Genomic DNA, 23,257 nt, shown 5'->3' on the forward strand with positions numbered 1-23,257 from the left:
TCACTAATGTAGGAGCACATAGTATGACATTCTATATAACATCTAGATGGAGCAAAGATTAAACTTTGATCATATGCTTAACCTTAGCTTAATTAAGAGTTTGCCAAGCTTGAACAGCCACTAATCCAATATATAGATCAACTCTGATTGTAGAGCGACTGTGATTTCAGTACCAACTGTTAGTGTTAACTTTTTGCACTAAATACAGCTACACTAATCTAAGATATGGATCAGCTCAGATTTCAGCGCGACTGTGGTTTCAATAACAACAGCTAACTCTAGCTTCTCTGCACTAAATCCAGCAGCACTAATCTAAGATATGAATCAATTCTGACTTGAGTGCGACTGTAGTTTCTGTTCCGACTGCCAGTTCTAACTTCTGTGCTAAATGTAACGGAACTTCAGCATGGATCTTATGCTCAACCCCAACCACACTCGCTAACACTCTTACGCTTTCGCCCATCACCAGCATTGAGTCGATGGTAATGTCGAGTTTGTTAAAGCTACGACACAACCTGCCCTTTTTAATCGAATTAAAGCGTATGCCTTGATTAGGAATAACCCAGCGTACTTTGGTGCCCACATCTAAGCTGTCAAAATAAGTACTCGCAATTAAATGCTCACCAAATTTAAGCCAAGTGATCTGCCGTTCTTCTTCTTGCGCTATCACTTCAGCATCAAAGATATTACGCAGACCCATCTGTTTAGCCACAGCTTCATCTCGTGGACGAGTCAGCACTTCACGTGGTCTGCCTTGCTGCAACATCTTACCTTGGCTAATCAAAATCATGCTGTCGGCTAGCAAGAGTGCTTCATTTAAGTCATGAGTCACCATAATAACGGGAATAGCCAACTGCTCTTTAAGTCTAGCTAGCTCTAGGTATAAACGTTCGCGGGTTTCTCTATCAACCGCAGAAAAGGGTTCATCGAGTAGTAAAACCGATGGTTCACGCGCAAGCGCTCTAGCCAGCGCTACACGCTGTCGCTGACCACCTGAAAGGTGCGCTGGCAATCTATCAGGCAATCCATGCAGATTAACTCGCTCTAGCCAATCCTTTGCTCGCGCTTCGCGCTCCGCTTTAGGGATATGGTCTAACGCGGCCACCACATTTTGTAACGCAGTTAAATTAGGGAACAGACCAAAGTGTTGGGGCACATAGCCTAAATGACGTTGCTGCGGCGTGAGTTGCACTTTATCGGTATCACTAAACCATTGGCGATCACCGTAACGGATCTCACCATTTTCTGGCTGTGATAAACCAGCAATCATCCGCAGTAAGGTTGATTTCCCCCCGCCAGATGGGCCAACAACAGCCAGTACTTCACCGGCTTTGCAGCTAAACTCAGCATCCAATTTAATCGGCTTGTTTTGTTTAATCCGGCAATAAAGATCAGCGACGGTTTGCGACATGCTGGCCTCCAACACGGCGCGATAGACTGGTGGTTAATGCCAATACCGTAATCGCAAACAAGAGTAATACCAGCGACATATTACCAGCACTGGCAAAGTCGAATGCTTGTACGCTGTCATAAATAGAAATGGCAATGGTCTTGGTCTCGCCAGCAATGTTACCGCCCATCATCAGTACCACACCAAACTCACCCAACACATGCGAAAAACACAATACAATAGCGGTTAGTACGCCCGGCCACACCATAGGTAGCTCAATCTTGAATAGCACTTTTAAACGGCTCATACCGCAACAGGCCGCCGCATCACGCACGTCTTCAGGTACGGCTTCAAATGCTCGCTGAATTGGCTGAATCGCAAACGGAATATTGACTAAGATGGACGCGACCACCAGCCCAGAGAAATGAAACACCAGTTGATGACCAAGCAATTGCTCTAGCATGCGGCCAATCCAAGATTCACTGCCTAAGCCCACCAGCAAGTAATAACCGATTACTGTAGGTGGCAACACTAAAGGCACCATCACTAGGGCTTCAACCCAAGATTTACCCGGGAAATGGCGATAAGCCAAAAAACGTCCCGCTATAATAGCTAGCGGGATTAAGATAAGCACAGTCACTGTGCTGAGCTTGATTGATAGCAGTAAGGCTTGCCAATCCATTAATGAGTCGCTCTCGCAAAGCCGTAGTCGGCAAATACAGCCTGAGCAGCGTCAGATTGTAGGTAGGTATAAAAGAGTTTAGCGGTTTCACCTGCTTTCAAGGTCAACACCATACGCTGATCTAGCGGCGTATAATATTCTTGCGGGATCACCACGTAATTTGCCCGGGCCTTAAACGGTTTAGCCACCGCTAAAGACAAAGCGACTAAGCCACCTTGCGTTGCGCCGCTCACCGCAAATTGCGCTGCTTGAGAAACGTTTTCGCCAAACACTAAATTCGGCTGAATATCTTGCCAAAGCCCCAGTTTTTGCAGCACTTCTTTAGCGCGCTCGCCATAAGGTGCGTGGTCAGGATTAGCAATCGCAAAACGTTTGAGCTGCTTAGCCTCTAAAAACTGCTTCACTCCCTCTAAATTGGCATCTAGCGGTAAAGGTGAAGACTTAGGTGCGGCAATCGCTAATTGACCTACGGCGTAAATCACACCTTGATCAGGTGTTTGCTGCGCCTTAGCTAACTGAGTGATATAACGCTCGTCAGCCGATAAAAATAACTCAAAAGGCGCGCCATTACGGATTTGCGCTACAAAATTACCCGAAGAACCATAAGAGATCCGCACATTACGGCCAGTCTCATCGGCAAATTGCTTGGCGATATCATCGAGAGCAAATTTAATGCTCGACGCCGCCGCTATAGCGGGAACATCTTGCGCTGCTAAAACCACTTTACTCATTGCTAAAAAGGGCAGCAATAATGCCAGTAACATCACCCTAAACTTCATTTAGCCAATCTCCTTGCGTCCTTTAACAGCGCCAATGTAACGCTTTACTTATCCCACATTTTTGCAGCTTGCTCATCAGCGTCACGGGCTTCAACCCAGTTAGCGCCTTTGTCACCGGCCTCTAATTTCCAAAACGGCGCTTTGGTCTTTAGAAAATCGATTAAGAACTCACAGGCAGCAAATGCCGCTTTACGGTGTGCGCTAGTCACGCCAATAAATACGATTTGCTCACCCAGCGCCATAGCGCCAACACGGTGAATAATAGTGACATTGTTTAGCGGCCAACGCTCACGCGCCTCAGCTTCAATCTGATTAAGCACCGCTTCTGTCATGCCTGGGTAATGCTCAAGCGTTAAATCAGTTACCGCACTACCATCATTAAAATCACGCACTTTGCCAACAAAAGTGACGACTGCGCCATCGCTGTTATCTTGGCTGATTAAGTGATATTCCTCTGGAACATTAAAGTCCTGAGTTTGTACACGGATCATCTTAGCCTCCAGTTACTGGTGGGAAGAATGCCACTTCATCACCATCTACAATAGCGCTGTCCCACTGGCTGATAGTTTGGTTTACCGCAACTAACAGTTTGTCTGATGCCAGTACTTTAGCCCACTTGTCATCTGTTGCAGCTAAAGTGGCACGTAGGCCTTCAGCTGTTTGGGTGTGTTCACCGGCTTCAACTTTAACGCTTGCGGTGCCTAGGAGCTCTCTAACTTGTGCAAAAAATAATACGTTAATCATAATCTTCTCTATACCTTAAAGTGCCCAGACTTACCGCCACGCTTCTCAGTTAAACGTACCTGAGAAATCACCATATCTTTTTGAACTGCTTTACACATATCGTAAATGGTCAAGGCGGCTGTAGAAGCTGCTGTTAATGCTTCCATTTCTACACCCGTTTTGCCAGAAAGTTTACATAAGCTACGGATCCACACACGGTTGTGCTCAGGCTGCGCTTCCAGCTCAACTTCCACCTTGGTCAACATAAGAGGATGACATAGCGGGATCAAATCAGAGGTTTTCTTTGCCGCTTGAATACCAGCGATACGAGCTGTAGCAAATACATCACCTTTGTGGTGGCTGCCACTCATTATCATCTCTAGGGTTTCGCTCGCCATTTCAATGTAGGCTTCTGCACGCGCTTCACGCTCTGTTACAGACTTATCGGTCACATCTACCATGTGAGCATTGCCATCTGCATTAATATGGGTAAAAGCATTGGTCATTAGAGTTACGCCTTTTTCTAAAAATATGGTCAAAGTACCGCAATATAGAGCTCTAACAAGGTCTATTCGGTGATTTTTTTCACGTGCATCACAAAGTTACAAGGGCGATGTGTTGCATCAAGTTGTTCTTTAATCAGCTTATTCCAACCAGTCTTACACGCCCCCGTTGAACCTGGTAAGCAGAAGATTGCCGTTTTATTAGCAAAACCACCCAGCGCGCGCGATTGCACTGTTGAAGTGCCAAGTTCGGTGTAAGTAATATGGCGAAACAACTCACCAAAGCCTTCAATCTCGCGATCAAATAACGGCTTAACTGCTTCAGGTGTGTTATCTCTATCGGTAAAGCCTGTGCCACCAGTGGTAATAATCACTTGCACTTCATTCGATGCTATCCATTGAGATAACACTGAGCGGATCTGGTATTTGTCATCTTTAATAATCTGGCGGTCAGCCAAAGTATGACCCGCTTCTAGCAATGCACTTTCAAGGAAAGCACCAGAAGTATCAGATTCAAAGTTACGGGTGTCAGATAAGGTTAAAACAGCAATGTTTAGCGCAGTAAACTTGCTTTGAGTGCAGTGTCCCATAATGGTCTCTTATTTTACCGAGTCATATTTTACTGAGTCTTGGTGACAATTATACCTAGTTTTTGACGCAACTTACGTTGCGTCAGATCAGAGTTTAATTAGCCGCCAATAGATGCCAAGTGCTGTGTTACACCTGTAATGCCGTCATGTAAGAAGTGAGTTTCTTTTTTCTGGGCAAGTTGGCCATGCAAACGCTCAATCAACTCAGCTTGCTGATCTGGTGTCTGCAGTAAGTCACGTAGATCCACACCATTTTCGGTAAACAGGCAAAGGTGCAATTTACCTTTGGCAGATACTCGCAAACGATTACAGCTAGCACAGAAGTTTTTCGCGTACGGCATAATCAAGCCGATACGACCTTGGTAATCTTGATGACTGAAGTTTTGCGCTGGACCATCGTCAACCGCAGGGGTGTCAAACTGCCAACCCGCATCTTCTAGCTGCAACTTGATATCATTACCGGCTAAGTGATGCGCCTTAAAGTAATCATGGCCTAAGCCCGTTTCCATTAACTCAATAAAACGTAAGTCAATTGGGGTACTTTTAATCCAGTGTAAAAAGCGTGGCAGATCTTTATCGTTCAAGCCTTTTAGCAGCACAGCATTGATTTTTACTCGCTCAAAACCCGCTTCTAATGCCGCATCAACACCACGCATCACTTCATCAAACTTATTCTCACCCGTGATCTGGTAGAACATTTTTGGGTCGAGACTATCGACCGAAATATTGATGCGTCTTAAGCCTGCGTCATACCACTCTTGGGCATGTTTAGCTAAGCGATAGCCGTTAGTGGTCGTCGCAATGGTATTGATCTTATCGTTATCTTTTACGATACGGATAATGTCAGTGAAGTCTTTTCGCAAAGACGGCTCACCACCAGTAATACGGATTTTTTGAGTGCCGACCTGTGAGAAAGCCGAAACTAGATGCTCGATTTCATTGAGATCGAGAAACTTTGGCTTACCATCAGGGCGGTAGCCATCGGGGAGGCAATACGTGCATTTAAAGTTACATACGTCAGTTACCGACATACGTAAATAATGAAACCGTCGACCAAAATTGTCTTGTAGTTGGGACATGATCACCTTTCCAAGTAAGGGGAGGTGAGATCATTTCTTTTCTCACCCCGGTGGCGTTATTGCCACGGCTAAAAACCCGTATCTGTCTCGACGTAGGGTAAGAAGCTCGGAGAACCGTCAACCTTGATTATAGGCGTATTTGTGTGACAAACCATACCCTTTAGGCCACATTTCTCGTCAAAAACCATCACATATAAAGTTTTTGTGACAGTAATCACGCCAAAAAACGCTTAAAATATCTGCATTACAAGCATGGAAACGCTGTGACCTTGCGCGATTTTCAGGTAAGGTGAAACAAAACATTAAAACACCCGTTTATAGTGTGGTTGATTCAATTTGCACTATTGTCATCGGGGGAAAGAAGGAAAGGTGATCTGATGGAACGCGAATCGATGGAATTCGATGTAGTAATCGTGGGTGCAGGCCCCTCAGGATTAGCTGCTGCATGTCGTTTAATGCAAATATCTAAAGACAGTGGCCAAGAGCTGACTGTTTGTGTTGTCGAAAAAGGCTCTGAAGTGGGTGCACACATTTTGTCTGGTGCAGTATTTGAACCCAAAGTACTCGATGAGTTATTTGACGATTGGCGCGATAAAAACGCGCCTTTAAACACCGCTGTGACTGACGATGAAATCTATATGCTTAGCTCAGCAAGCGATGCCCGAGCGATGCCCAACTCGCTTGTTCCTAAGACTATGCACAACCATGGCAACTACATTATCAGTGTCGGTAACCTTTGCCGCTGGCTAGCTGAGCGCGCCGAAGAATTAGGCGTTGAAGTATTTCCTGGATTCCCTGCCAGTGACCTGCTGTTTAACGAAGATGGCAGTGTTAAGGGCATTCAAATTGGCGATATGGGCGTAGGTGAAGATGGCCAGCCTAAAGATGGTTATGAACCAGGTATGGAGCTACACGCTAAATACACAGTATTTGGCGAAGGTTGTCGCGGCCACCTAGGCAAGCAACTGATTGAGAAGTTCCACCTCGATAACGGCAAAACACCGCAGCATTACGGCTTAGGCTTTAAAGAAATTTGGACAGTGCCGAGCGAGCAACATCAACTTGGTAAAGTGGTCCACACCGGCGGCTGGCCATTAACGGAAGGCGCTTCGGGTGGTGGCTTTATGTATCACCTAGAAAACAATCAAATAGCTGTAGGTTTAATTGTTGACCTTAACTATAAAAACCCACATCTAAGCCCGTTTGATGAGTTCCAGCGTTTTAAAACGCATCCAGTGATTGCTAAAACCTTAACTGGCGGCGAGCGCATTGCCTACGGCGCGCGCGCAATCACCAAAGGCGGACTCAACTCTCTACCTAAGCTCACCTTCCCTGGCGGCATGATTATTGGCTGTGATGCAGGCACACTGAACTTTGCCAAAATTAAAGGTACTCATACCGCGATGAAGAGCGGTATGTTAGCCGCAGAAACACTAGCCCAAGCTATGATGGCCGGTGTTGAAGCCGGTAAAGATCTTGATTGTTTGCAAGACCGTTTTGATAAAAGTTGGCTCAAAGAGGAGCTCTATTGCTCTCGCAACTTTGGCCCTGCAATGCATAAATTCGGTACCTATTTAGGCGGTGCATTTAACTTTATCGACCAAAACTGGTTCGGCGGTAAATTTCCTGTCACCCTCCGTGATGAAAAACCGGATTACGCCCAAATGGCAGAGTCCAGTGCTTACAATAAAATTGATTACCCTAAACCCGATGGCAAATTAAGCTTCGATAAGCTGTCATCGGTTTATCTTTCAAATACCTTTCATGAAGAAGATCAACTGTGCCATTTGCGATTAAAGGATGCCCGTATCCCGATTGATGTTAATTTGGTTAAGTTTGATGAGCCAGCGCAGCGCTATTGCCCTGCTGGCGTATATGAAATTGTAGAGGAAGCCGGTGAGAAAACCTTCGTCATCAATGGCCAAAACTGTATCCACTGTAAAACTTGTGACATTAAAGACCCTAGCCAGAATATTACCTGGGTAACACCTGAGGGTGGCGGTGGTCCAAACTACCCGAATATGTAACTTGATATAAACCAAAACTCTGTATTTAAATAATGTAAACGCACACCAAAAGGTGTGCGTTTTGGGTTGCAGAGCAAACAAAAACTCGACATAATCCGCCGCTCTAATAAAAGCGTACAAATTTCAGACTGAAATTCAGATACCTACCTTTAAATCCTACAGTTTATATCCATTTACTCGTCATCGACTTCATGGGCTACATTTAGCTTGTGTGCTTGCTGACAACTCTGCAATTAACAACTTCCGGTCATGTACTTGGCTGTATAGGCAATCACATTTTTATGAAATTGAATATGCTCACCATCAAACAGAAAATTCTGCTTACCGTCGCTCTAGCAGTATTACTCTCGACAGCTCTTGTCGGTATTCTGAGTCAACAAAGCGCTAAACAAGTTATTGAACAGCGCATGCTAACATCTGAAATGCCTAATATCATGGCGCAGATCCGCAATAAGCTTGAGTTGAATATCTCCAGCTTAATGCATGCTGCCGAGCAGTTAGCCAATAACAGAATGCTATTACAGTGGCTCGAAGAAGATCGCCCGCAAAGTCATGAAGCACTGGTAGTCGATCTGCTGGGTGATTTAACTCGTCAATATGGTTTAGCACAAGCCTCTTTTGCTGATAGAGAAACTGCAGCTTATTACACCCAAGATGGCTTCTTACGCATTTTGTCACCAAACCAAGACAACTGGTTTTTTGACTACAAAAATAGCGGCCAAGAAAAGATGCTCAATGTGTTCACTGAAAGCAACGGTGAAGTAAAACTCTTTATCAACTACCAGCAGCCACATGGTCGCGGTTTGGTAGGCCTTGGCAAGTCACTTGATGATATGGTGCAATTACTACGTTCATTTAAAATTGAACAATCGGGTTTTGTTTATCTAGTGGATGCCAAGGGCCAAGTAAAGCTGCATCAAGATACCCGCCAAATTGGCCAAGCTAGCATCAACAGTCTGTATCCGGGACTTAATACTGCCGACTTAATGCAGAAAAACGATTTTAGTCTTATGAAAGCAGAGCTAAATGGCGAATCAATGCTGATCGCCAGTAGCTATATTCCATCAATGGACTGGTACTTGATCGCGCAGGTTCCTGAAGCGGAAATTTTCTCGTTACTTGAAGACTCAGCGTACAAAATCTTAATTTGGACTGCGATTATTGCTGCCACTTTCATCGCGATCGCAAGTTTAGTGGCAAGCTCTGTAAGCCGCCCTATCGCTAACGTCGCCAATATGCTCGACAATATTGGTGATGGTGAAGGCGATCTACGCCAACGCTTACCGGTTGAGGGTAACGATGAGCTGGCGCAATTAGCTAAAGGCTTCAACAGCTTTATCAGCAAAATTCAGGCATCAGTGATAGAAGTCGGTGAGGCTAGCGCTCAGCTGACAGCATCAGCTAACGATGTCTCACGTCAAGCGCAGCGCACATTAGCAGACAGCCAACTGCAAAAAGACCAAACCATTATGGTGGCGACTGCGATTAATGAGATGGGCGCAACAGTTAATGAAATAGCTAGCAATGCCGCCCAAGCAGCAGATACTGCTAGAGCCGCAGATATAGACTCAAATAACGGCCAAGTAGTAGTAACCCGTGCCCGCGAGACGATAAATCAGTTATCTGATGATGTAGAGCAAGTGGGTGAAGTGGTTGAGTCTTTAGCAACACATACCAAGTCTATCGAGTCTATTTTGGATGTGATCCGCGCTGTATCAGAGCAAACCAATTTACTCGCACTGAACGCTGCAATTGAAGCTGCGCGTGCAGGTGAGGCTGGTCGTGGCTTTGCTGTAGTAGCCGATGAAGTGCGTAACTTAGCCTCACGTACAGCAACGTCGACCAACGAAGTACAAGTGATGATCAATAAGCTACAAGCTGAAGCCACCCGCGCAGTAGAGGCAATGGAGCAAAGCCGTGCCCGCTCAGTCGCGGGGGTAACTGCGGTCGATGAAGCTAGCCAATCGCTAACTGGAATTAGTGACCGTATCGGCTCTATCAGCGATATGAACACTCAGGTAGCCGCCGCAACAGAAGAGCAATCAACCGTGGTTGAAGATATCAATCGCAATGTCAGTGATATTAATGATATTACTCAACGCACAGCTGAAACTGCTGAAGATGCAGCACAAGCAAGCCAGACACTTATTCAATTAGCCCGTAGGCTCGACTCACTCGTCGCCAGCTTTAAAGTGTAATTCAAATAAAAAACCGCCTAATGAAAGCTCAATAGGCGGTTTATTTAATGCTGATAACTCGCTTACACTTTATTCAGCTCTTGGCTTAATAAAATTAATCGTCAGCGGATATTTATAGCTTTCGCCTTCGCTGGCTTTAATCGCTGCAATAATGGTAAACACTATGTCAGCTATGGCTAATATTGCTAATAGGATAAAACCGATACCTACCAACATTAAAATCGCGCTAATAGTGACATAGATAAATAGACTAATTTTAAAATTTAGACAGTTACGGCCACATGATTCCACAAATGGAAACTCATCACGCTTCATCAACCACACGATCAATGGTCCCAAAATACTGCCAAATGGCACTAGATACCCAGAAAAGCTTGCTACTTGTACGATGATCCCCATATTTTTTTCATCTTGGGTCATGCATTTCACTCCTTTGAATTATAATATTTAAATCTGTTGAATAACGTTTACCGCAGCCTACTTTGGGCCATATAAGCGCATCTGCCAATCTTCGATTGCTTGATTCTCAATACGGCGTTGTAAGCTATTTACCCATGCCACAGCTAGCCCATCGCAGTCAGCTAAACGCTGATACTCCAGTGCATCAAACTCAGGTAAGAAATAGATATGCATCGCTTCTGCAATGCTGATATCCGTCAAGCGCTTAACTAACACAACCGAGTCATATGCAGATATGGTCCCTGGTGTTAATACACGGTAGAACCAACCGCAGCGTCCACTTTGCTGCATCGCTAGCGCAAACTCTTGATGGCCAAATTGGCGATTAAGCTTAAAGCAGGGGGAGCGCGGCTGAGTCACCTGTAATTCAACATCACCAATTTTGATGATATCGCCAATATGCACTTGGGTTTCATCTAGGCCAACGGTACTAATATTTTCGCCCATAGCTGGTGCATCTTTAAAGCTTGCCATCATATCCCAGCGACGATACTGACCGTAGTGTTCTCTAGGAAAATGATGTAATACCCGGTCAGCGCCACCATGATGCTTAGGATCCGCTTGCACGTCGCCCACGACACCTAACGCCCCAACAGTTAATGCTGTTACTGCGTTTTTATTATTTATTCCTGAGGTAACACCACCAAGATCGACTATCACTTCGCCTTGATATAGGCCTGAGATCTGTTCAGCTAAAGTTTGCACCGGCATCAATTCCACTCTATTGAAAAACTTAAACTATCCTAACATTGCTGGCATAAATTAATGCAGCTACTTTATCAAGATAAATACCAATCAAACTAATACGACAGGACCACTCTATTTCGTCCCTGCTCTTTGGCTTGGTAAAGTGCGATGTCGACTCGGTTAATTAACTCTTCAGCTTTTTCTGCGTGACGATATTCAGCAACGCCACAACTAATCGTCACATTAATCTGACTACCATTAACGCTCAGCTCTCGCTCAGCGACTAATCCCCTAATCCTTTCGGCCAATTCACCACCTTGGCTTAAACTGCACTTAGGTAGCAAAATTAAAAACTCTTCACCTCCCCACCGGCACAATAGCTCTTCTTCACCCAATTGGCCCTTAAGCAGGTGACTTAATGTTTGGATAACTAAATCTCCGACATTATGACCATGACTATCGTTAACCTTTTTAAAGTGGTCAATATCCATCAACAATATCGAGATCGGCGAGCCATCGAGTACCGATTGCGTCAAGACTTTAGCAAAGTGCTCTTCAAAGGCCTGGCGATTTGCCGCGCCGGTAAGCTTATCTGTTGATGCCATCACTTCCAGTTTGCGCTGATACTTTCCAAGGGTCATATTAGCTATGATTAACACACCGATGGTAACTAGCAGGCTCAAACCGATATTAACCCAAAAGGTGGTCAGTAACTTTTGTTCACTTTGGGCATCGTCCTGTTCTACCACCAAATGCCACTTAAACTCTGATACCAAACGACTATTTAGATAAACCGTTTGCCCTTCTTTTTGATAAGCAAAAGAACTGCTTGGGCTGGTAAGAATGCGTGTCGCTAACTTCTCAAGCCCCGGGCTGTCCTGTAAGTTCGAAGCTCCTTGGTACAGCTCACTGTGAAGGGTGATATTACCTTGCCTATCAGTGAAATAAACATTGCGATTATAGCGCTGCTGATATAACTCAATCAGGCGCTTTACACTTTCAACGGCTAAACCAACGCCGGTAACCCCGATAAAATTACCGTCAAAGTCGAATACTTTATAATTCACATAAATCACGGTGCGATTTTGATCAGCACTATCAGGATCGATATTCACTTCATAGTGCTCTGACTTAGGTAGTGATCGCACCCGAAAATACCAAGCATCATCAGGGTTAATATCTTCAATTCGTTTAAGTACGCCGCTGGAGTGGTAATAATTACGACTAGACTCAGACACAAAGAAGCTGGTCACTGTTTCATATTTTTCTTGGATCTCTTTCAGATAACGGATCAAATCATCGGGAGTTTGCTCTTGATTAATCGCCCAATCTCGAACGAAAGTATCTTGAGCCATGAGTGAGGAAATAAAAATCGGCCGTAATAAATCTTGTTGGATTTCAGAGTAAATATTATCGCTGGTTAACGGCAGATTATTATCTTTAATTTGTTTACTTAATGAGTCATGAGCAACTTGATAGCTTATGCCACTGGTCACCGCAAAGGCGGTTAATAATAATAACGACAAAATCCAAATAAAACGTTTCTTATCGCTAAAAACTCTATTGCCCATATAACGGCCCTCACTCAACTACAGTGATCTAACTTAGTGAAACACAATGATTGTTAAACTTTTGTGAATAATAACCAAAAAAGATAGCGCTCGCACGACTTTCGATGCAATCGCCTTAGAAACTAAAAAAAATGCCCTGTTAGGGCAACAGGGCATAAATAGACAAATTGGAAGTATTACAGTCAGAGATTATCTGCTTACTATATTAAGCAGCAAAAATGACTGTCATATGACGCCAAGATGACAGAACTAAGTCAGCGTTGAACTTGGAGTCAGCCAAATTAAGGTGTTTCTGTCAGGTAATGCTTTAAACCTTTACCGGGGATTGAGCTATTGCAAGCCACAGCAAAACCGGACCAAACAGCAGCTTCTTGCATAGATCCTAAAATGCTTTGCTGACGAACTAAACCATGAATAAGCCCTGCTGCATAAGCATCGCCCGCGCCTGTGGTATCGATCACATCACTTGGTATGGCAGCAACCCGCTTGGTTTCTTTTTCGCTATAAAGCGTCGCACCATTTTCGCCGTCAGTGACGACAAAATACTTAAGTTTATCGCCAGCTATCGATTGTGCGAATAACCAAGGTTCCCCATCACAGCGCCCCTCCATATCACTGAGCGACGCTATTAATATATGGCAAGGTCGAGAACGCTGATCTTTGGCTAATTGTGCAACTACCCAGCAGTGATTCATCGCCGTTTTCGCCCAGCTAGCCGCACCTTCAGTCGACGAGTTGATATATAGTGCATCGACATCTTGCCAGTTTGGCGGCAATGGCAACTCAAATTTGGGTCGCTCAGGTCTGATAATGGTGCGCTCACCGTCAGGTGTCATCATCAATAACATTTCGCAAGTATTGCCTGCACGCCTTTGGATCAAACTGCAATTGATCCCTTGGGTACTCGCCTCAGCAAGCAACCAGTCTCCGACGTCATCTCGGCCCACTTCTGTTACCAGCGATACCTGATGTCCAGCCCAGACGAGGCCTATGCCCGTATTGGCACCACCACCACCTAAACGCTGACCACCATCTTGATAATGGAATCGTCCACCTGTTTTAAGAGGTTGGTTGAGGTTGAAAATACGATCGCAGTTGAGGTTTGCTACCAACAAGATATTCGCCATAACAGCTCGATATAAACAAGAGTTCATTCGATAGTAAGAGATTTTATTCAGGGTTCCAAGCTCTGCCCTGAAGTAACGACAGGGATAAGGCTTTTATCGTTAACCCTGTAAGCGATCTCTTAAGCTAGTGTAAGAGCTAATACCCAGCGATTAACACCTTGTTTTTGCACTTTATTGGTAACTTATTGAAAATAATATTATCAAAGCAGAGCAATTCGCTAGAAATCAACTACTATTAGCATACACAAGCCGATACAGCGCTACGCAAATAAAAATTTGCGATATAAGATATTGGCAAGCCTACTTACAGGATAGTTGAATGGACTCAATTATTGGCATCCACGACCAAATGGAATTTGGCACGACACCAGAAGCACAATTGGCTCGCTACCAGGCGTGTTTGTTTGAATTTGAGCAACTGCAATACACAGATGACTATGTGTTGCAGATCAAAGAAGACATCAAGAAATTACAGCGCCTAATAGAAACAAAAGGGTGAAGCTTGTTAGCTTCACCCTTTTTTGTATCTAATAACCGCCAACGGTAACTGGCGGCAAATTACGAGTCTTACATATCGCAAGCTTTAAGTGGCTTACGTAGCTGAGCGCGGACGTTATCCATGCCAGAATAGAACTCTTTCATCATCAACAATCCCATCATTTTACCGTTATCGGTGATAATCAGGTTGTCTGGATCAGTTGGGTCATTCTTAATTGCGCCGATGGCTTTCATCGAAGTCATCTCTTTAAATAGCGCAGTGTCTAAGTTAACCCCAAATGTTTCGCGGAAATACTTACGTGATAGGCGACCCGAGAACATGCCTAATAGGAAGCGATACTGCATCACTTCTTTACGACCATAGCGCTTCTGTTGGTCCACACCCATTTTGCCATTCGCAATACGCTCTTGGTAATTACGCAATGAGAAGGTGTTTACATAAAGCGTGTCATTTAAGAAGCTAAATGAGCCCGAGCCTACGCCTAAGTATTCATCAAAATCAATCACATACTCGTCAAACCCTTCATCATTTGCTTTACCGAACGCCCATGCCGATAGCTGGTTATATTGACCGTTAAGGCTGTTTAGGATTTGACGATACTGACGCGCCATATCACCTTGAGGAGCCGCGAGCTTACCTTTAACACTCTTACGAGTTTGGTGAGTGATCATTAATGGGTAAGTGGTGATTTGGCGAGGATCAAGCTTAGATGCCATATCCAAATCATGCTGGATCACTTCGTCAGTTTGACCACGGAAACCAAAGATAAGATCGACATTGATGATTGGAAACAGCTCTTTGGCCGCCATGATCTTATCAAACGTCTGCTGGCCAGTACCGAACTTTTCAATACGGTCTGTCATCGCCAAGATGTCGTCATTAAAGCTTTGTACGCCGATAGACATACGGTCGACTAGGCCTTCAAGCTGCTTAAAGCCTTCGCTATCTAAGTGCTGCGGATCTGACTCACATGAGACTTCTTTAATACTTGGGAACAGCTTTTTAGCATGCTCAATAGTTCGTGCAAGCTCATCTTCTAATACCGTGGTTGTACCGCCACCGATATACATAGATTCAAAGTCATAACCTAAAGCTTTAACCATATCCATCTCTTTACGCAAAGAGATGAAGTAAGCGCGAGCCTTGTCTTCTTTAAATAGGAAGCGATGGAAAGTACAGTACGAGCATAAGGTATGGCAAAACGGTACATGTGCATACAACATATACTTCTTACCTTCGATTGGGTTTGGCATCATTTCAGCCGAAACCGTATCGAGTCGTAAATTACGATCCACGTAAAACTGCATGACTTTTTCCATACCGCTAATCATCCAGTCAGGCGTAGTGATGTTGGCGTTATAAGGTTGAACTGAATCAGGCAGAATAATTGACGACATATAAATTCCTATAAAAGAATGCTAATGGCAAAAGAATCGGAAACATTGGAATGCACTAGCGATGAGCAAAATTAGCACTTTAAATGAGCTTAAAACGTGATTAGGTTACGATTTAGCGTTTCCTATCAATGAAATGTAAGTTTTTTTGTTAAGTAAGTCATACTTTAGCGTTTGCGCATAAAACGTACAATGCTTCACAGATAAAAAAACACCCCAGCTACGAATAGCTGAGGTGTCTAGATGTTAAGTGCTAAAGAGGATTACTCTTTATACTTAAGCGTACCGTTTTCTTTGATCTCATCGAACCAAAGATTGTGGTGCTGGCTTGCCCATGTTTCGTCACAGTAACCAGAAACCATACACTCCATACCACCTTCAGACATAACCGTTGCCATAAAGATATGCACGATTGAGAAAGCAGTAATGATAATAGCACTGACTGAATGAAGAATTAGCGCGATTAAGCTTAGTGTGCGGCTAGGCTCGAACAAGTTCGGGAATAGTAGCAACATACCAGATGCAGAAATTACTAGGCCGAAAGCAGCGAATGCCCAGAACCATAATTTCTCACCCGCGTTAGCGAAACCAGCGTCTGGGTGCTTACCTTTGAATGGACCGAAGTTGATGTAACCACCAACAACCATCATCCACTTAAGGTCATACATCTTAGGCATCTGGTTCTTAGCCCATAACGTCACCATTAGCGCCCAACCTAACATGAACGGAATCGCCATGATGTCGTGGATCTGCTTAGAAGCGTTAACTAGACTAGCCCATAGGCCTTCACCGATGTAAGGCTGAACGAAGTATCGGCCAGCAATTAGCATTAAGCCTGTTAGGATCAATAGCAGACAAGGAATCGCACCTAGCCAGTGAATTGATACGTCAAACTTAGACCAACGGTAAACCAGCTTGCCTGAGTAACCACCGTGAAGCTTAGAAATGCCATTCACTTTGATAAACAGGACAAAAATAATGATCATGCCGAACAAGGCAGCCATTAATGCTGGAGCAAGAATATCACTACGCAATTCAAGTACACGTAAGTCATACGTGTTGATTGCTTGCGTGTGGAATTCACTTGTTGAAGTTGTACGACCTTCTTCGCCCGCTTTTAGCTGAGCCCAGATTTGGCCGTTGTTCACTTCAATAGTGTCACCCACTTTATCAGTAGCGTTAGCAAATACAGACACACTGAAAAACAGTGCAATTGCTACGCCTATGTGTTTTAACCATTTGTTCATAATACGTCCTCTATTACCACTGGGCGGCTCACGTTAATGAGCCACTCAGGGTACGCCAGAAGTTAGTCAACCTAAGTTGATTAACCCCAAGCTGCGTTTTTAGAACCACGGTATGCAACACGCTCACGGAAGATTGAAGAAACAACTTCTGCATCACCCGCTAGTAGCGCTTTAGTCGCACACAACTCAGCACACATAGGTAGCTTGCCTTCAGCGATACGGTTTGCACCGTACTTCTGATGCTCTGCCTCAGAGAAGTTCTCTTCTGGGCCACCCGCACAGAAAGTACACTTATCCATCTTACCGCGAGCACCGAAAGCACCTGATTTAGGGAACTGTGGCGCGCCAAATGGGCAAGCGTATAGGCAGTAACCACAACCGATACACGTATCTTTGTCGTGAAGCACGATGCCGTCTTCTGTCTTGTAGAAACAGTTTGCAGGACAAACTGCCATACAAGGTGCATCATCACAGTGCATACAAGCAACAGAGATAGAGGCTTCGCCTTTAACACCGTCATTGATAGTCACTACGCGACGACGTTGAATTCCCCACTCTAGAGCAGAGTCGTTTTCGTTCTTACATGCTGTGACACAACCGTTACACTCGATGCAGCGCTTGGTATCACATAAAAATTTCATTGTAGCCATTCTGGCAATTCTCCTAGCTAATACAGCAATTAAGCTTTAGCAATCTGACAAAGTGTGGCTTTAGTTTCTTGCATCTGAGTCACAGGGTCATAACCGTAAGTCATTACCGTGTTACAAGATTCACCCACTACGTAAGGCTTAGTGCTAATTCCACCAGATTCTGGATATTGCAGATCTTCACCGTGCATTACACCCGCGAAGTGATAAGGCATCCAAGTGACACCAGCACCAACACGTGGAGTTACCATCGCCTTGATCTTGATGCGTCCGCCTTCTGCGCCTTCAACCCAAACGTCATCACCGTCACGAATGCCGCGATCTGCCGCATCAGCTGGGTTAATTTCGATGAACATTTCTTGTTGAAGTTCAGCCAACCATGGGCAAGAACGAGACTCTTCACCACCACCTTCGTACTCAACCAAACGGCCAGAAGTAGAGATTAGTGGGTACTTCTTGTCTAGATCATCGCTAATAACCTTGTCTTGTAACGTTTTGTACAAGGTTGGTAGACGGTGAACTTGCATGTCGTTATGAGTTGGGTATTTCTCAATTAGATCACGACGTGCTGTGTAGATTGGCTCACGGTGAACAGGCACTTCGTCTGGGAAAGTCCAAACGCGACAACGTGCTTTGGCATTACCGTATGGCACCATGTTGTGTGCTAGCGCAACACGTACGATACCGCCGCCTAAGTCAGTAGCCCAAGTACGGTTTTCAGCTAGTGCTTTCTCTTCAGCAGTTAGCTCATCCCACCAGCCAAGTTGCTTCAGCATCTTGTCATCAAATTGTGGGTAACCGTCTTGAATATCAGCATCAACAGAAGCTGAATCTTCAGCTAGGATGCTCACGCCTTCATGCTCAACACCAAAGCGAGCACGGAAGTTACCACCACCTTGGTTAACGTTCATACCTGTACGGTATAGAATCTGTGTACCAGGGTGCTTCTGCTCTGGAGTACCCCAACATGGCCAAGGTAGACCGTAAGTCTCGCCCTTGTTCACGCCGCCAGCAGCTTCTAGCGTTTCAGAAGAGAAATCGCCCCAGTTCATGGTGTGAGCACGGATACGCTCTGGGCTCCAACCTGTGTAACCCACTGAACGCATACCTTTAGTGTATTCGCGCATGATGTCATCAGGATCAGGCATGTTGCCATTAACCTTGATGTGCTTAGTCCATGTGTCAGCAATGCCTACATGCTTCGCTAAGCGGTACATGATTTCTAGGTCATTCTTAGACTCGAATAACGGCTCAACAACCTGTTGGCGCCACTGTGCACTACGGCCAGAGTTGTTTACAGAACCTTCGCCTTCGTACTGAGTAGCAGCAGGTAGGATGTAAACGCCATCTTGACGACGGTGCATAACACCCGCCATTGTTGGATACGGATCAACAACAACTACAGTTTCTAGCTTGTCCAATGCGTCACGCACTTCCATCTGACGCGTTTCAGTGTTAACTGATTGACCCCAGAAGAATGCTAGACGTAGGTTATCTTTTTGAGCAAGAGTGTCTTTAGCATCTAACACACCATCTTGCCAGCGAGAACATGGCATACCAGGAGTAGTCATAGGGCTACGACCTAAGTAAGACTTTTGGTCGAAACGTGCTTTAACTGAATCGAATGGTAGATCCCATACGCGAGACCAGTGGTGCCATGCGCCTTCACCAACGCCGTAGTAGCCTGGTAAGTTATCGAATAGCAGACCCATATCCGTTGCGCCCTGAACGTTGTCGTGGCCACGGAAAATGTTAGTACCACCACCAGACACACCCATGTTACCTAGCACTAGCTGCAGGATAGAGTACATACGCGTGTTAGCGTTACCAACGTGATGCTGAGTACCACCCATACACCAAATTACAGTACCTGGACGGTTAGTCGCCATTTGTTTAGCAGCAGCATAAACAGCTTCGCGAGATACGCCAGTTACGTTTTCAACTTCTTCAGGAGTCCAACGCGCAGCTTCTTCACGGATCTTGTCCATGCCGTAAGCACGTGTGCGGATAAACTCTTTATCTTCCCAACCATTTTCAAAAATGTGCCACATTAGACCGTAAACCAAAGGAATATCGGTACCTGGACGTAATGGTAGGTGGATATCAGAATGCGCCATAGTGCGAGAGAAACGTGGGTCAGCAACAGTCATTGTTGCGCCGCGCTCTTTGGCGATTAAAATGTGCTGCATCGCTACTGGATGCGCCTCTGCTGGGTTTGCCCCAATCAGGAAGATATTTTTTGCGTTACGAATATCGTTGAAAGAGTTGGTTTGTGCACCGTAACCCCAAGTGTTCGCAACACCAGCAACTGTAGTTGAGTGACAAATACGCGCTGAATGGTCAACGTTGTTTGTTCCCCACATTGCCGCTAACTTACGGTACATGTATGCACCTTCGTTAGAGAACTTCGCACTACCCATGAAGTAAACTGAGTCAGGACCTGATGTTTGATTGATCTCAAGCATCTTATCGCCGATTTCAGAAATAGCTTGTTCCCATGAAAGCTTCTTCCACTTGCCGCCTTCAAGCTTCATTGGGTACTTAACACGCTTATTTGAATGCGTGTGGTAACGTAAGCTCGCGCCTTTAGCACAGTGGCCGCCAGAGTTGAATGGGTGGTCAAATGCAGGCTCTTGACCTGTCCAAACACCATTTTGAACTTCTGCGTATAAACCACAACCTACCGCACAAGCACTACATACAGTACGCTTGATTTCAGTTGGTGCGTCATGAGCAACAGTTTGCACTTTAGCTTCTGCTTTACGCATCATGCCAGTGCCTAATAAAGAAGCTGCTGCGATACCACCAGATGTGATACCTGCTTGCTTCATAAACTGACGACGGCTAATACCTAGAGTCTTTTTCTCTACGGTAGGTGCCGCGTTAGATTGGCGAGTTAACTTCATCGCTGTACTTCTCCTAAACTAGCCGCGTAAGCTATTGTAATAACTGCGAATGTGTGCAGTTTCATGATAGCCATCTACATTTTTGGTGCTAACTTTCGTTTCATTTGCTTGAGCAACACTTACGCCAGTTGCGGCGATAGCAACACTTGCAGTGCCGCCGATAGTTAGTGCTTTCAGCAAAGATCTGCGATTCAGATCAGGCTGTTGCTTTTTCATTTTCACTCCTAGTAGGAAGGAATAGTTTTGTTTATAAACACTTAAGATAGATCCAATAACGCTACGACTTGCAACGCAGGTTAACCGCCTGTTAATCAGTCGGTTAACATTGTAAAAAGTGTATATTTACTAGAGTTATCCCCAATATAGCCGGCGTAATATAAATAATTTCAATGGCCGAAAAGTTGATCTAAATCTGATTAAATATTCGATTTTAGCCAAATCAGAACAAAAGTGTTAAGTAGAGCATGTTTTAATAAGACAACTTAAGCTCAGTAGCAAAATAATCCACAACAAACTATGAAACCAAACCTTGAAAATAACTTAAAGTCATAAACTTAAAGCCCAAAACACCAACAACACCAATAGTTAACACGTGTTTCCTCCAAAGCCGCATTAACTAGCATCTAAAGCTACATTTAGTGTTTTTTAGCATTAGTTTGTTGGTTAACTGTAATACCAAGCAGTGTAATAAGTTGAGCGGTACCAAGAGTTCTGGGCAAACGAATTTAAGACGCAGATAGGCAGGAAATGTGGCTCTGTTAGTAAGCGAGCCTCCGAAGCAGACTGCCTAATGTAACTATGGCTGACGAACTTTCTAGATACTGATGCTCTGCGTGCTAAATACAGCGCTCAGAGAGCACACTCCATGACTAGCAAGTAAGATTTGAGGAAGGCAGAATGACCAAGCGCACATTAGGCGTCGCTATGAGATACATGGATAAGGACTAACAAGCCTTATAGTGGCTTGGTATGTGCAATCGCAGTAAAGCTGGTAGACACTTGGTAGGAATTGCTAATAGCGTTTATAAGTAAGAGCTGTAAGCAAAAAAATGCCCCGACTCAGTCAGGGCATTTAACGACAATATTCAGCGAATACTATTCTTTGTACTTAAGCGTACCGTTTTCTTTGATCTCATCGAACCAAAGGTTATGGTGCTGGCTTGCCCATGTTTCGTCACAGTAACCAGAAACCATACACTCCATACCACCTTCAGACATAACCGTTGCCATAAAGATATGCACGATTGAGAAAGCAGTAATGATAATAGCGCTCACTGAGTGAAGCACTAATGCAATTAGGCTTAGAGTGCGGCTAGGCTCGAATAAGTTCGGGAATAGCAACAACATGCCAGAAGCAGAAATGAGTAGGCCAAAAGCAGCGAATGCCCAGAACCATAATTTCTCACCCGCGTTAGCGAAACCGGCGTCAGGATGCTTACCTTTGAATGGACCGAAGTTGATATAACCACCAACAACCATCATCCACTTAAGGTCATACATCTTAGGCATCTGGTTCTTAGCCCATAACGTCACCATTAGCGCCCAACCTAACATGAACGGAATTGCCATGATGTCGTGGACTTGCTTAGCACCGTTGACTAGACCGGCCCAAAGGCCTTCACCTATGTACGGCTGGAAGAAGAAACGCCCTGCAAGCAAGGTTAAGCCAGTTAAGATCAATAACAGACAAGGAATCGCACCTAGCCAGTGAATTGATACATCAAACTTAGACCAACGATAAACCAGCTTACCTGAATATCCGCCGTGCAGCTTAGAAATGCCGTTCACTTTGATAAACAGCACAAAAATAATGATCATCCCAAAAAGGGCTGCCATTAATGCTGGCGCAAGAATGTCACTGCGCAATTCAAGTACACGTAAGTCATACGTGTTAATTGCTTGGCCGTGGAACTCACTCGTTGAAGTGGTATAGCCTTCTTCGCCCGCTTTTAGCTGAGCCCAGATTTGACCATTATTTACTTCATTAGTGTCACCCACTTTAGGGCCATCGTGGGCAAATACCGACACACTAAATAACAGTGCAATTGCCACGCCTATGTGTTTGAACCATTTGTTCATGTCACCTCCTGATTGCTGCAAGCGATCTCAATGAGATAGCTTGCAGCGATTATGGACTAACTCAATATTTAAGGCTTAGCCCCAAACATTTTTGTTAGAACCACGGTATGCAACACGCTCACGGAAGATGGCAGAAACAACTTCTGCGTCACCCGCTAATAGCGCTTTAGTTGCACACAACTCAGCACACATAGGTAGCTTGCCTTCAGCGATACGGTTTGCACCGTACTTCTGGCGCTCTGCTTCAGAGAAGTTCTCTTCTGGGCCGCCGGCACAGAAAGTACACTTGTCCATCTTGCCGCGAGCACCGAAAGCACCTGATTTAGGGAACTGTGGCGCGCCAAATGGGCAAGCGTATAGGCAGTAACCACAACCGATACAGGTATCTTTGTCGTGAAGTACGATGCCGTCTTCTGTCTTGTAGAAACAGTTTGCAGGGCAAACTGCCATACAAGGTGCATCACTACAGTGCATACATGCTACTGAGATAGATGCTTCGCCTTTAACACCGTCGTTGATTGTCACAACGCGACGACGTTGAATTCCCCACTCTAGAGCAGAGTCGTTTTCGTTCTTACATGCTGTGACACAACCGTTACACTCGATGCAGCGCTTGGTATCACATAAAAATTTCATTGTAGCCATTCTGGCAATTCTCCTAGCTAATTCT

General features: G+C 44.8%; 22 protein-coding genes and 1 riboswitch. Of the genes, 3 read left to right on the plus strand and 19 right to left on the minus strand.

Annotated features, from left to right (window positions below; translation table 11 throughout):
• Window positions 1–307: 307 nt before the first annotated feature.
• The 8 genes from L2747_RS14200 to moaA all read right to left on the minus strand — a co-directional run bounded on the left by L2747_RS14200 (window position 308) and on the right by moaA (window position 5,746).
• Window positions 308–1,411 (minus strand): ABC transporter ATP-binding protein, encoded by a 1,104-nt coding sequence (locus L2747_RS14200; protein ID WP_248999675.1) that lies wholly within the window; start codon window positions 1,409–1,411, stop codon window positions 308–310.
• Window positions 1,392–2,072 (minus strand): molybdate ABC transporter permease subunit, encoded by a 681-nt coding sequence (gene modB, locus L2747_RS14205; protein ID WP_248999676.1) that lies wholly within the window; start codon window positions 2,070–2,072, stop codon window positions 1,392–1,394. Before modB ends, L2747_RS14200 begins: the two co-directional genes overlap by 20 nt.
• On the minus strand, window positions 2,072–2,851 hold the full coding sequence (modA, locus tag L2747_RS14210; RefSeq protein ID WP_248999677.1) for a molybdate ABC transporter substrate-binding protein: 780 nt from the start codon (window positions 2,849–2,851) through the stop codon (window positions 2,072–2,074). The genes modB and modA overlap by 1 nt, the downstream gene beginning before the upstream one ends.
• A 44-nt stretch (window positions 2,852–2,895) precedes the next feature.
• A complete protein-coding gene (gene moaE / locus L2747_RS14215) occupies window positions 2,896–3,342 on the minus strand; it encodes a molybdopterin synthase catalytic subunit MoaE (RefSeq protein WP_248999678.1) in 447 nt (148 codons plus the stop codon).
• 1 nt (window position 3,343) lies between these two features.
• Window positions 3,344–3,595, minus strand: coding sequence for a molybdopterin synthase sulfur carrier subunit (gene moaD / locus L2747_RS14220; RefSeq protein WP_248999679.1), 252 nt, complete (start codon window positions 3,593–3,595; stop codon window positions 3,344–3,346).
• A gap of 8 nt (window positions 3,596–3,603) precedes the next feature.
• Window positions 3,604–4,080, minus strand: coding sequence for a cyclic pyranopterin monophosphate synthase MoaC (gene moaC, locus L2747_RS14225; RefSeq protein ID WP_041411171.1), 477 nt, complete (start codon window positions 4,078–4,080; stop codon window positions 3,604–3,606).
• A 62-nt stretch (window positions 4,081–4,142) separates the two neighbouring features.
• Entirely contained in the window at window positions 4,143–4,667 is a 525-nt protein-coding gene (gene moaB / locus L2747_RS14230) for a molybdenum cofactor biosynthesis protein B (protein WP_248999680.1), read from the minus strand.
• A gap of 98 nt (window positions 4,668–4,765) precedes the next feature.
• Entirely contained in the window at window positions 4,766–5,746 is a 981-nt protein-coding gene (gene moaA / locus L2747_RS14235; protein ID WP_248999681.1) for a GTP 3',8-cyclase MoaA, read from the minus strand.
• Window positions 5,734–5,870, minus strand: a riboswitch (molybdenum cofactor riboswitch). It overlaps the preceding gene by 13 nt.
• A gap of 253 nt (window positions 5,871–6,123) precedes the next feature.
• Between moaA and L2747_RS14240 the strand changes: the two genes are divergently transcribed.
• Both L2747_RS14240 and L2747_RS14245 read left to right on the plus strand, forming a co-directional pair.
• Window positions 6,124–7,773, plus strand: a complete 1,650-nt coding sequence (locus L2747_RS14240; protein ID WP_248999682.1) for an electron transfer flavoprotein-ubiquinone oxidoreductase — start codon at window positions 6,124–6,126, stop codon at window positions 7,771–7,773.
• 281 nt (window positions 7,774–8,054) lie between these two features.
• Window positions 8,055–9,971, plus strand: a complete 1,917-nt coding sequence (locus L2747_RS14245) for a methyl-accepting chemotaxis protein (RefSeq protein ID WP_248999683.1) — start codon at window positions 8,055–8,057, stop codon at window positions 9,969–9,971.
• 69 nt (window positions 9,972–10,040) lie between these two features.
• Here the strand turns inward: L2747_RS14245 and L2747_RS14250 are convergent, their stop codons facing one another.
• From L2747_RS14250 to L2747_RS14265, 4 genes are all read right to left on the minus strand, one after another.
• On the minus strand, window positions 10,041–10,391 hold the full coding sequence (locus L2747_RS14250; RefSeq protein WP_248999684.1) for a DUF4870 domain-containing protein: 351 nt from the start codon (window positions 10,389–10,391) through the stop codon (window positions 10,041–10,043).
• Window positions 10,392–10,448: 57 nt separating this feature from the next.
• Window positions 10,449–11,141: an MOSC domain-containing protein gene (locus L2747_RS14255; protein ID WP_248999685.1), complete on the minus strand. Its 693-nt coding sequence runs from the start codon at window positions 11,139–11,141 to the stop codon at window positions 10,449–10,451.
• An 89-nt stretch (window positions 11,142–11,230) separates the two neighbouring features.
• The gene (locus L2747_RS14260) at window positions 11,231–12,688 is read right to left on the minus strand and encodes a sensor domain-containing diguanylate cyclase (protein WP_248999686.1); all 1,458 of its coding nucleotides are present in this window, start codon (window positions 12,686–12,688) and stop codon (window positions 11,231–11,233) included.
• Window positions 12,689–12,969: 281 nt separating this feature from the next.
• A complete protein-coding gene (locus L2747_RS14265) occupies window positions 12,970–13,815 on the minus strand; it encodes a PfkB family carbohydrate kinase (RefSeq protein WP_248999687.1) in 846 nt (281 codons plus the stop codon).
• Window positions 13,816–14,134: 319 nt separating this feature from the next.
• Between L2747_RS14265 and L2747_RS14270 the strand changes: the two genes are divergently transcribed.
• Window positions 14,135–14,314, plus strand: coding sequence for a hypothetical protein (locus tag L2747_RS14270; protein ID WP_248999688.1), 180 nt, complete (start codon window positions 14,135–14,137; stop codon window positions 14,312–14,314).
• A gap of 68 nt (window positions 14,315–14,382) precedes the next feature.
• On the opposite strand, the gene L2747_RS14275 is transcribed toward L2747_RS14270, so the two are convergent.
• The 7 genes from L2747_RS14275 to fdh3B (L2747_RS14305) form a co-directional block, all read right to left on the minus strand.
• A complete protein-coding gene (locus tag L2747_RS14275) occupies window positions 14,383–15,711 on the minus strand; it encodes a coproporphyrinogen III oxidase family protein (protein WP_248999689.1) in 1,329 nt (442 codons plus the stop codon).
• 260 nt (window positions 15,712–15,971) lie between these two features.
• Window positions 15,972–16,955, minus strand: coding sequence for a formate dehydrogenase subunit gamma (locus tag L2747_RS14280; RefSeq protein WP_248999690.1), 984 nt, complete (start codon window positions 16,953–16,955; stop codon window positions 15,972–15,974).
• An 80-nt stretch (window positions 16,956–17,035) separates the two neighbouring features.
• Window positions 17,036–17,605, minus strand: a complete 570-nt coding sequence (fdh3B, locus tag L2747_RS14285; RefSeq protein ID WP_248470346.1) for a formate dehydrogenase FDH3 subunit beta — start codon at window positions 17,603–17,605, stop codon at window positions 17,036–17,038.
• Between the two features lie 29 nt (window positions 17,606–17,634).
• A complete protein-coding gene (locus tag L2747_RS14290; protein ID WP_248999691.1) occupies window positions 17,635–20,508 on the minus strand; it encodes a formate dehydrogenase subunit alpha in 2,874 nt (957 codons plus the stop codon).
• Window positions 20,509–20,526: 18 nt separating this feature from the next.
• Window positions 20,527–20,724, minus strand: coding sequence for a twin-arginine translocation signal domain-containing protein (locus L2747_RS14295; RefSeq protein WP_248999692.1), 198 nt, complete (start codon window positions 20,722–20,724; stop codon window positions 20,527–20,529).
• A gap of 879 nt (window positions 20,725–21,603) precedes the next feature.
• Window positions 21,604–22,587 carry a formate dehydrogenase subunit gamma gene (locus tag L2747_RS14300; RefSeq protein WP_248999693.1) on the minus strand — a complete coding sequence of 328 codons (984 nt, stop codon included), beginning with the start codon at window positions 22,585–22,587 and terminating at the stop codon, window positions 21,604–21,606.
• A 75-nt stretch (window positions 22,588–22,662) separates the two neighbouring features.
• Window positions 22,663–23,232 carry a formate dehydrogenase FDH3 subunit beta gene (gene fdh3B, locus L2747_RS14305; RefSeq protein WP_248999694.1) on the minus strand — a complete coding sequence of 190 codons (570 nt, stop codon included), beginning with the start codon at window positions 23,230–23,232 and terminating at the stop codon, window positions 22,663–22,665.
• Window positions 23,233–23,257: the final 25 nt, after the last annotated feature.

This window comes from Shewanella marinintestina (genome assembly GCF_023283845.1).
GTDB classification, from domain to species: Bacteria; Pseudomonadota; Gammaproteobacteria; order Enterobacterales; family Shewanellaceae; genus Shewanella; species Shewanella marinintestina.

Excerpts from the sequence above, each read along its gene's own strand:
- L2747_RS14250 (WP_248999684.1), bottom strand. The coding sequence starts at position 10,391 with ATGACCCAAGATGAAAAAAATATGGGGATCATCGTACAAGTAGCAAGC.
- L2747_RS14240 (WP_248999682.1), top strand. The coding sequence starts at position 6,124 with ATGGAACGCGAATCGATGGAATTCGATGTAGTAATCGTGGGTGCAGGC.
- moaA (WP_248999681.1), bottom strand. The coding sequence starts at position 5,746 with ATGTCCCAACTACAAGACAATTTTGGTCGACGGTTTCATTATTTACGT.
- L2747_RS14295 (WP_248999692.1), bottom strand. The coding sequence starts at position 20,724 with ATGAAAAAGCAACAGCCTGATCTGAATCGCAGATCTTTGCTGAAAGCA.
- moaD (WP_248999679.1), bottom strand. The coding sequence starts at position 3,595 with ATGATTAACGTATTATTTTTTGCACAAGTTAGAGAGCTCCTAGGCACC.
- moaE (WP_248999678.1), bottom strand. The coding sequence starts at position 3,342 with ATGATCCGTGTACAAACTCAGGACTTTAATGTTCCAGAGGAATATCAC.
- fdh3B (WP_248999694.1), bottom strand. The coding sequence starts at position 23,232 with ATGGCTACAATGAAATTTTTATGTGATACCAAGCGCTGCATCGAGTGT.
- modA (WP_248999677.1), bottom strand. The coding sequence starts at position 2,851 with ATGAAGTTTAGGGTGATGTTACTGGCATTATTGCTGCCCTTTTTAGCA.
- moaC (WP_041411171.1), bottom strand. The coding sequence starts at position 4,080 with ATGACCAATGCTTTTACCCATATTAATGCAGATGGCAATGCTCACATG.
- L2747_RS14265 (WP_248999687.1), bottom strand. The coding sequence starts at position 13,815 with ATGGCGAATATCTTGTTGGTAGCAAACCTCAACTGCGATCGTATTTTC.
- L2747_RS14290 (WP_248999691.1), bottom strand. The coding sequence starts at position 20,508 with ATGAAGTTAACTCGCCAATCTAACGCGGCACCTACCGTAGAGAAAAAG.
- L2747_RS14255 (WP_248999685.1), bottom strand. The coding sequence starts at position 11,141 with ATGCCGGTGCAAACTTTAGCTGAACAGATCTCAGGCCTATATCAAGGC.
- L2747_RS14245 (WP_248999683.1), top strand. The coding sequence starts at position 8,055 with ATGAAATTGAATATGCTCACCATCAAACAGAAAATTCTGCTTACCGTC.
- L2747_RS14280 (WP_248999690.1), bottom strand. The coding sequence starts at position 16,955 with ATGAACAAATGGTTAAAACACATAGGCGTAGCAATTGCACTGTTTTTC.
- modB (WP_248999676.1), bottom strand. The coding sequence starts at position 2,072 with ATGGATTGGCAAGCCTTACTGCTATCAATCAAGCTCAGCACAGTGACT.
- moaB (WP_248999680.1), bottom strand. The coding sequence starts at position 4,667 with ATGGGACACTGCACTCAAAGCAAGTTTACTGCGCTAAACATTGCTGTT.
- L2747_RS14260 (WP_248999686.1), bottom strand. The coding sequence starts at position 12,688 with ATGGGCAATAGAGTTTTTAGCGATAAGAAACGTTTTATTTGGATTTTG.
- L2747_RS14200 (WP_248999675.1), bottom strand. The coding sequence starts at position 1,411 with ATGTCGCAAACCGTCGCTGATCTTTATTGCCGGATTAAACAAAACAAG.
- L2747_RS14300 (WP_248999693.1), bottom strand. The coding sequence starts at position 22,587 with ATGAACAAATGGTTCAAACACATAGGCGTGGCAATTGCACTGTTATTT.
- fdh3B (WP_248470346.1), bottom strand. The coding sequence starts at position 17,605 with ATGGCTACAATGAAATTTTTATGTGATACCAAGCGCTGCATCGAGTGT.
- L2747_RS14270 (WP_248999688.1), top strand. The coding sequence starts at position 14,135 with ATGGACTCAATTATTGGCATCCACGACCAAATGGAATTTGGCACGACA.
- L2747_RS14275 (WP_248999689.1), bottom strand. The coding sequence starts at position 15,711 with ATGTCGTCAATTATTCTGCCTGATTCAGTTCAACCTTATAACGCCAAC.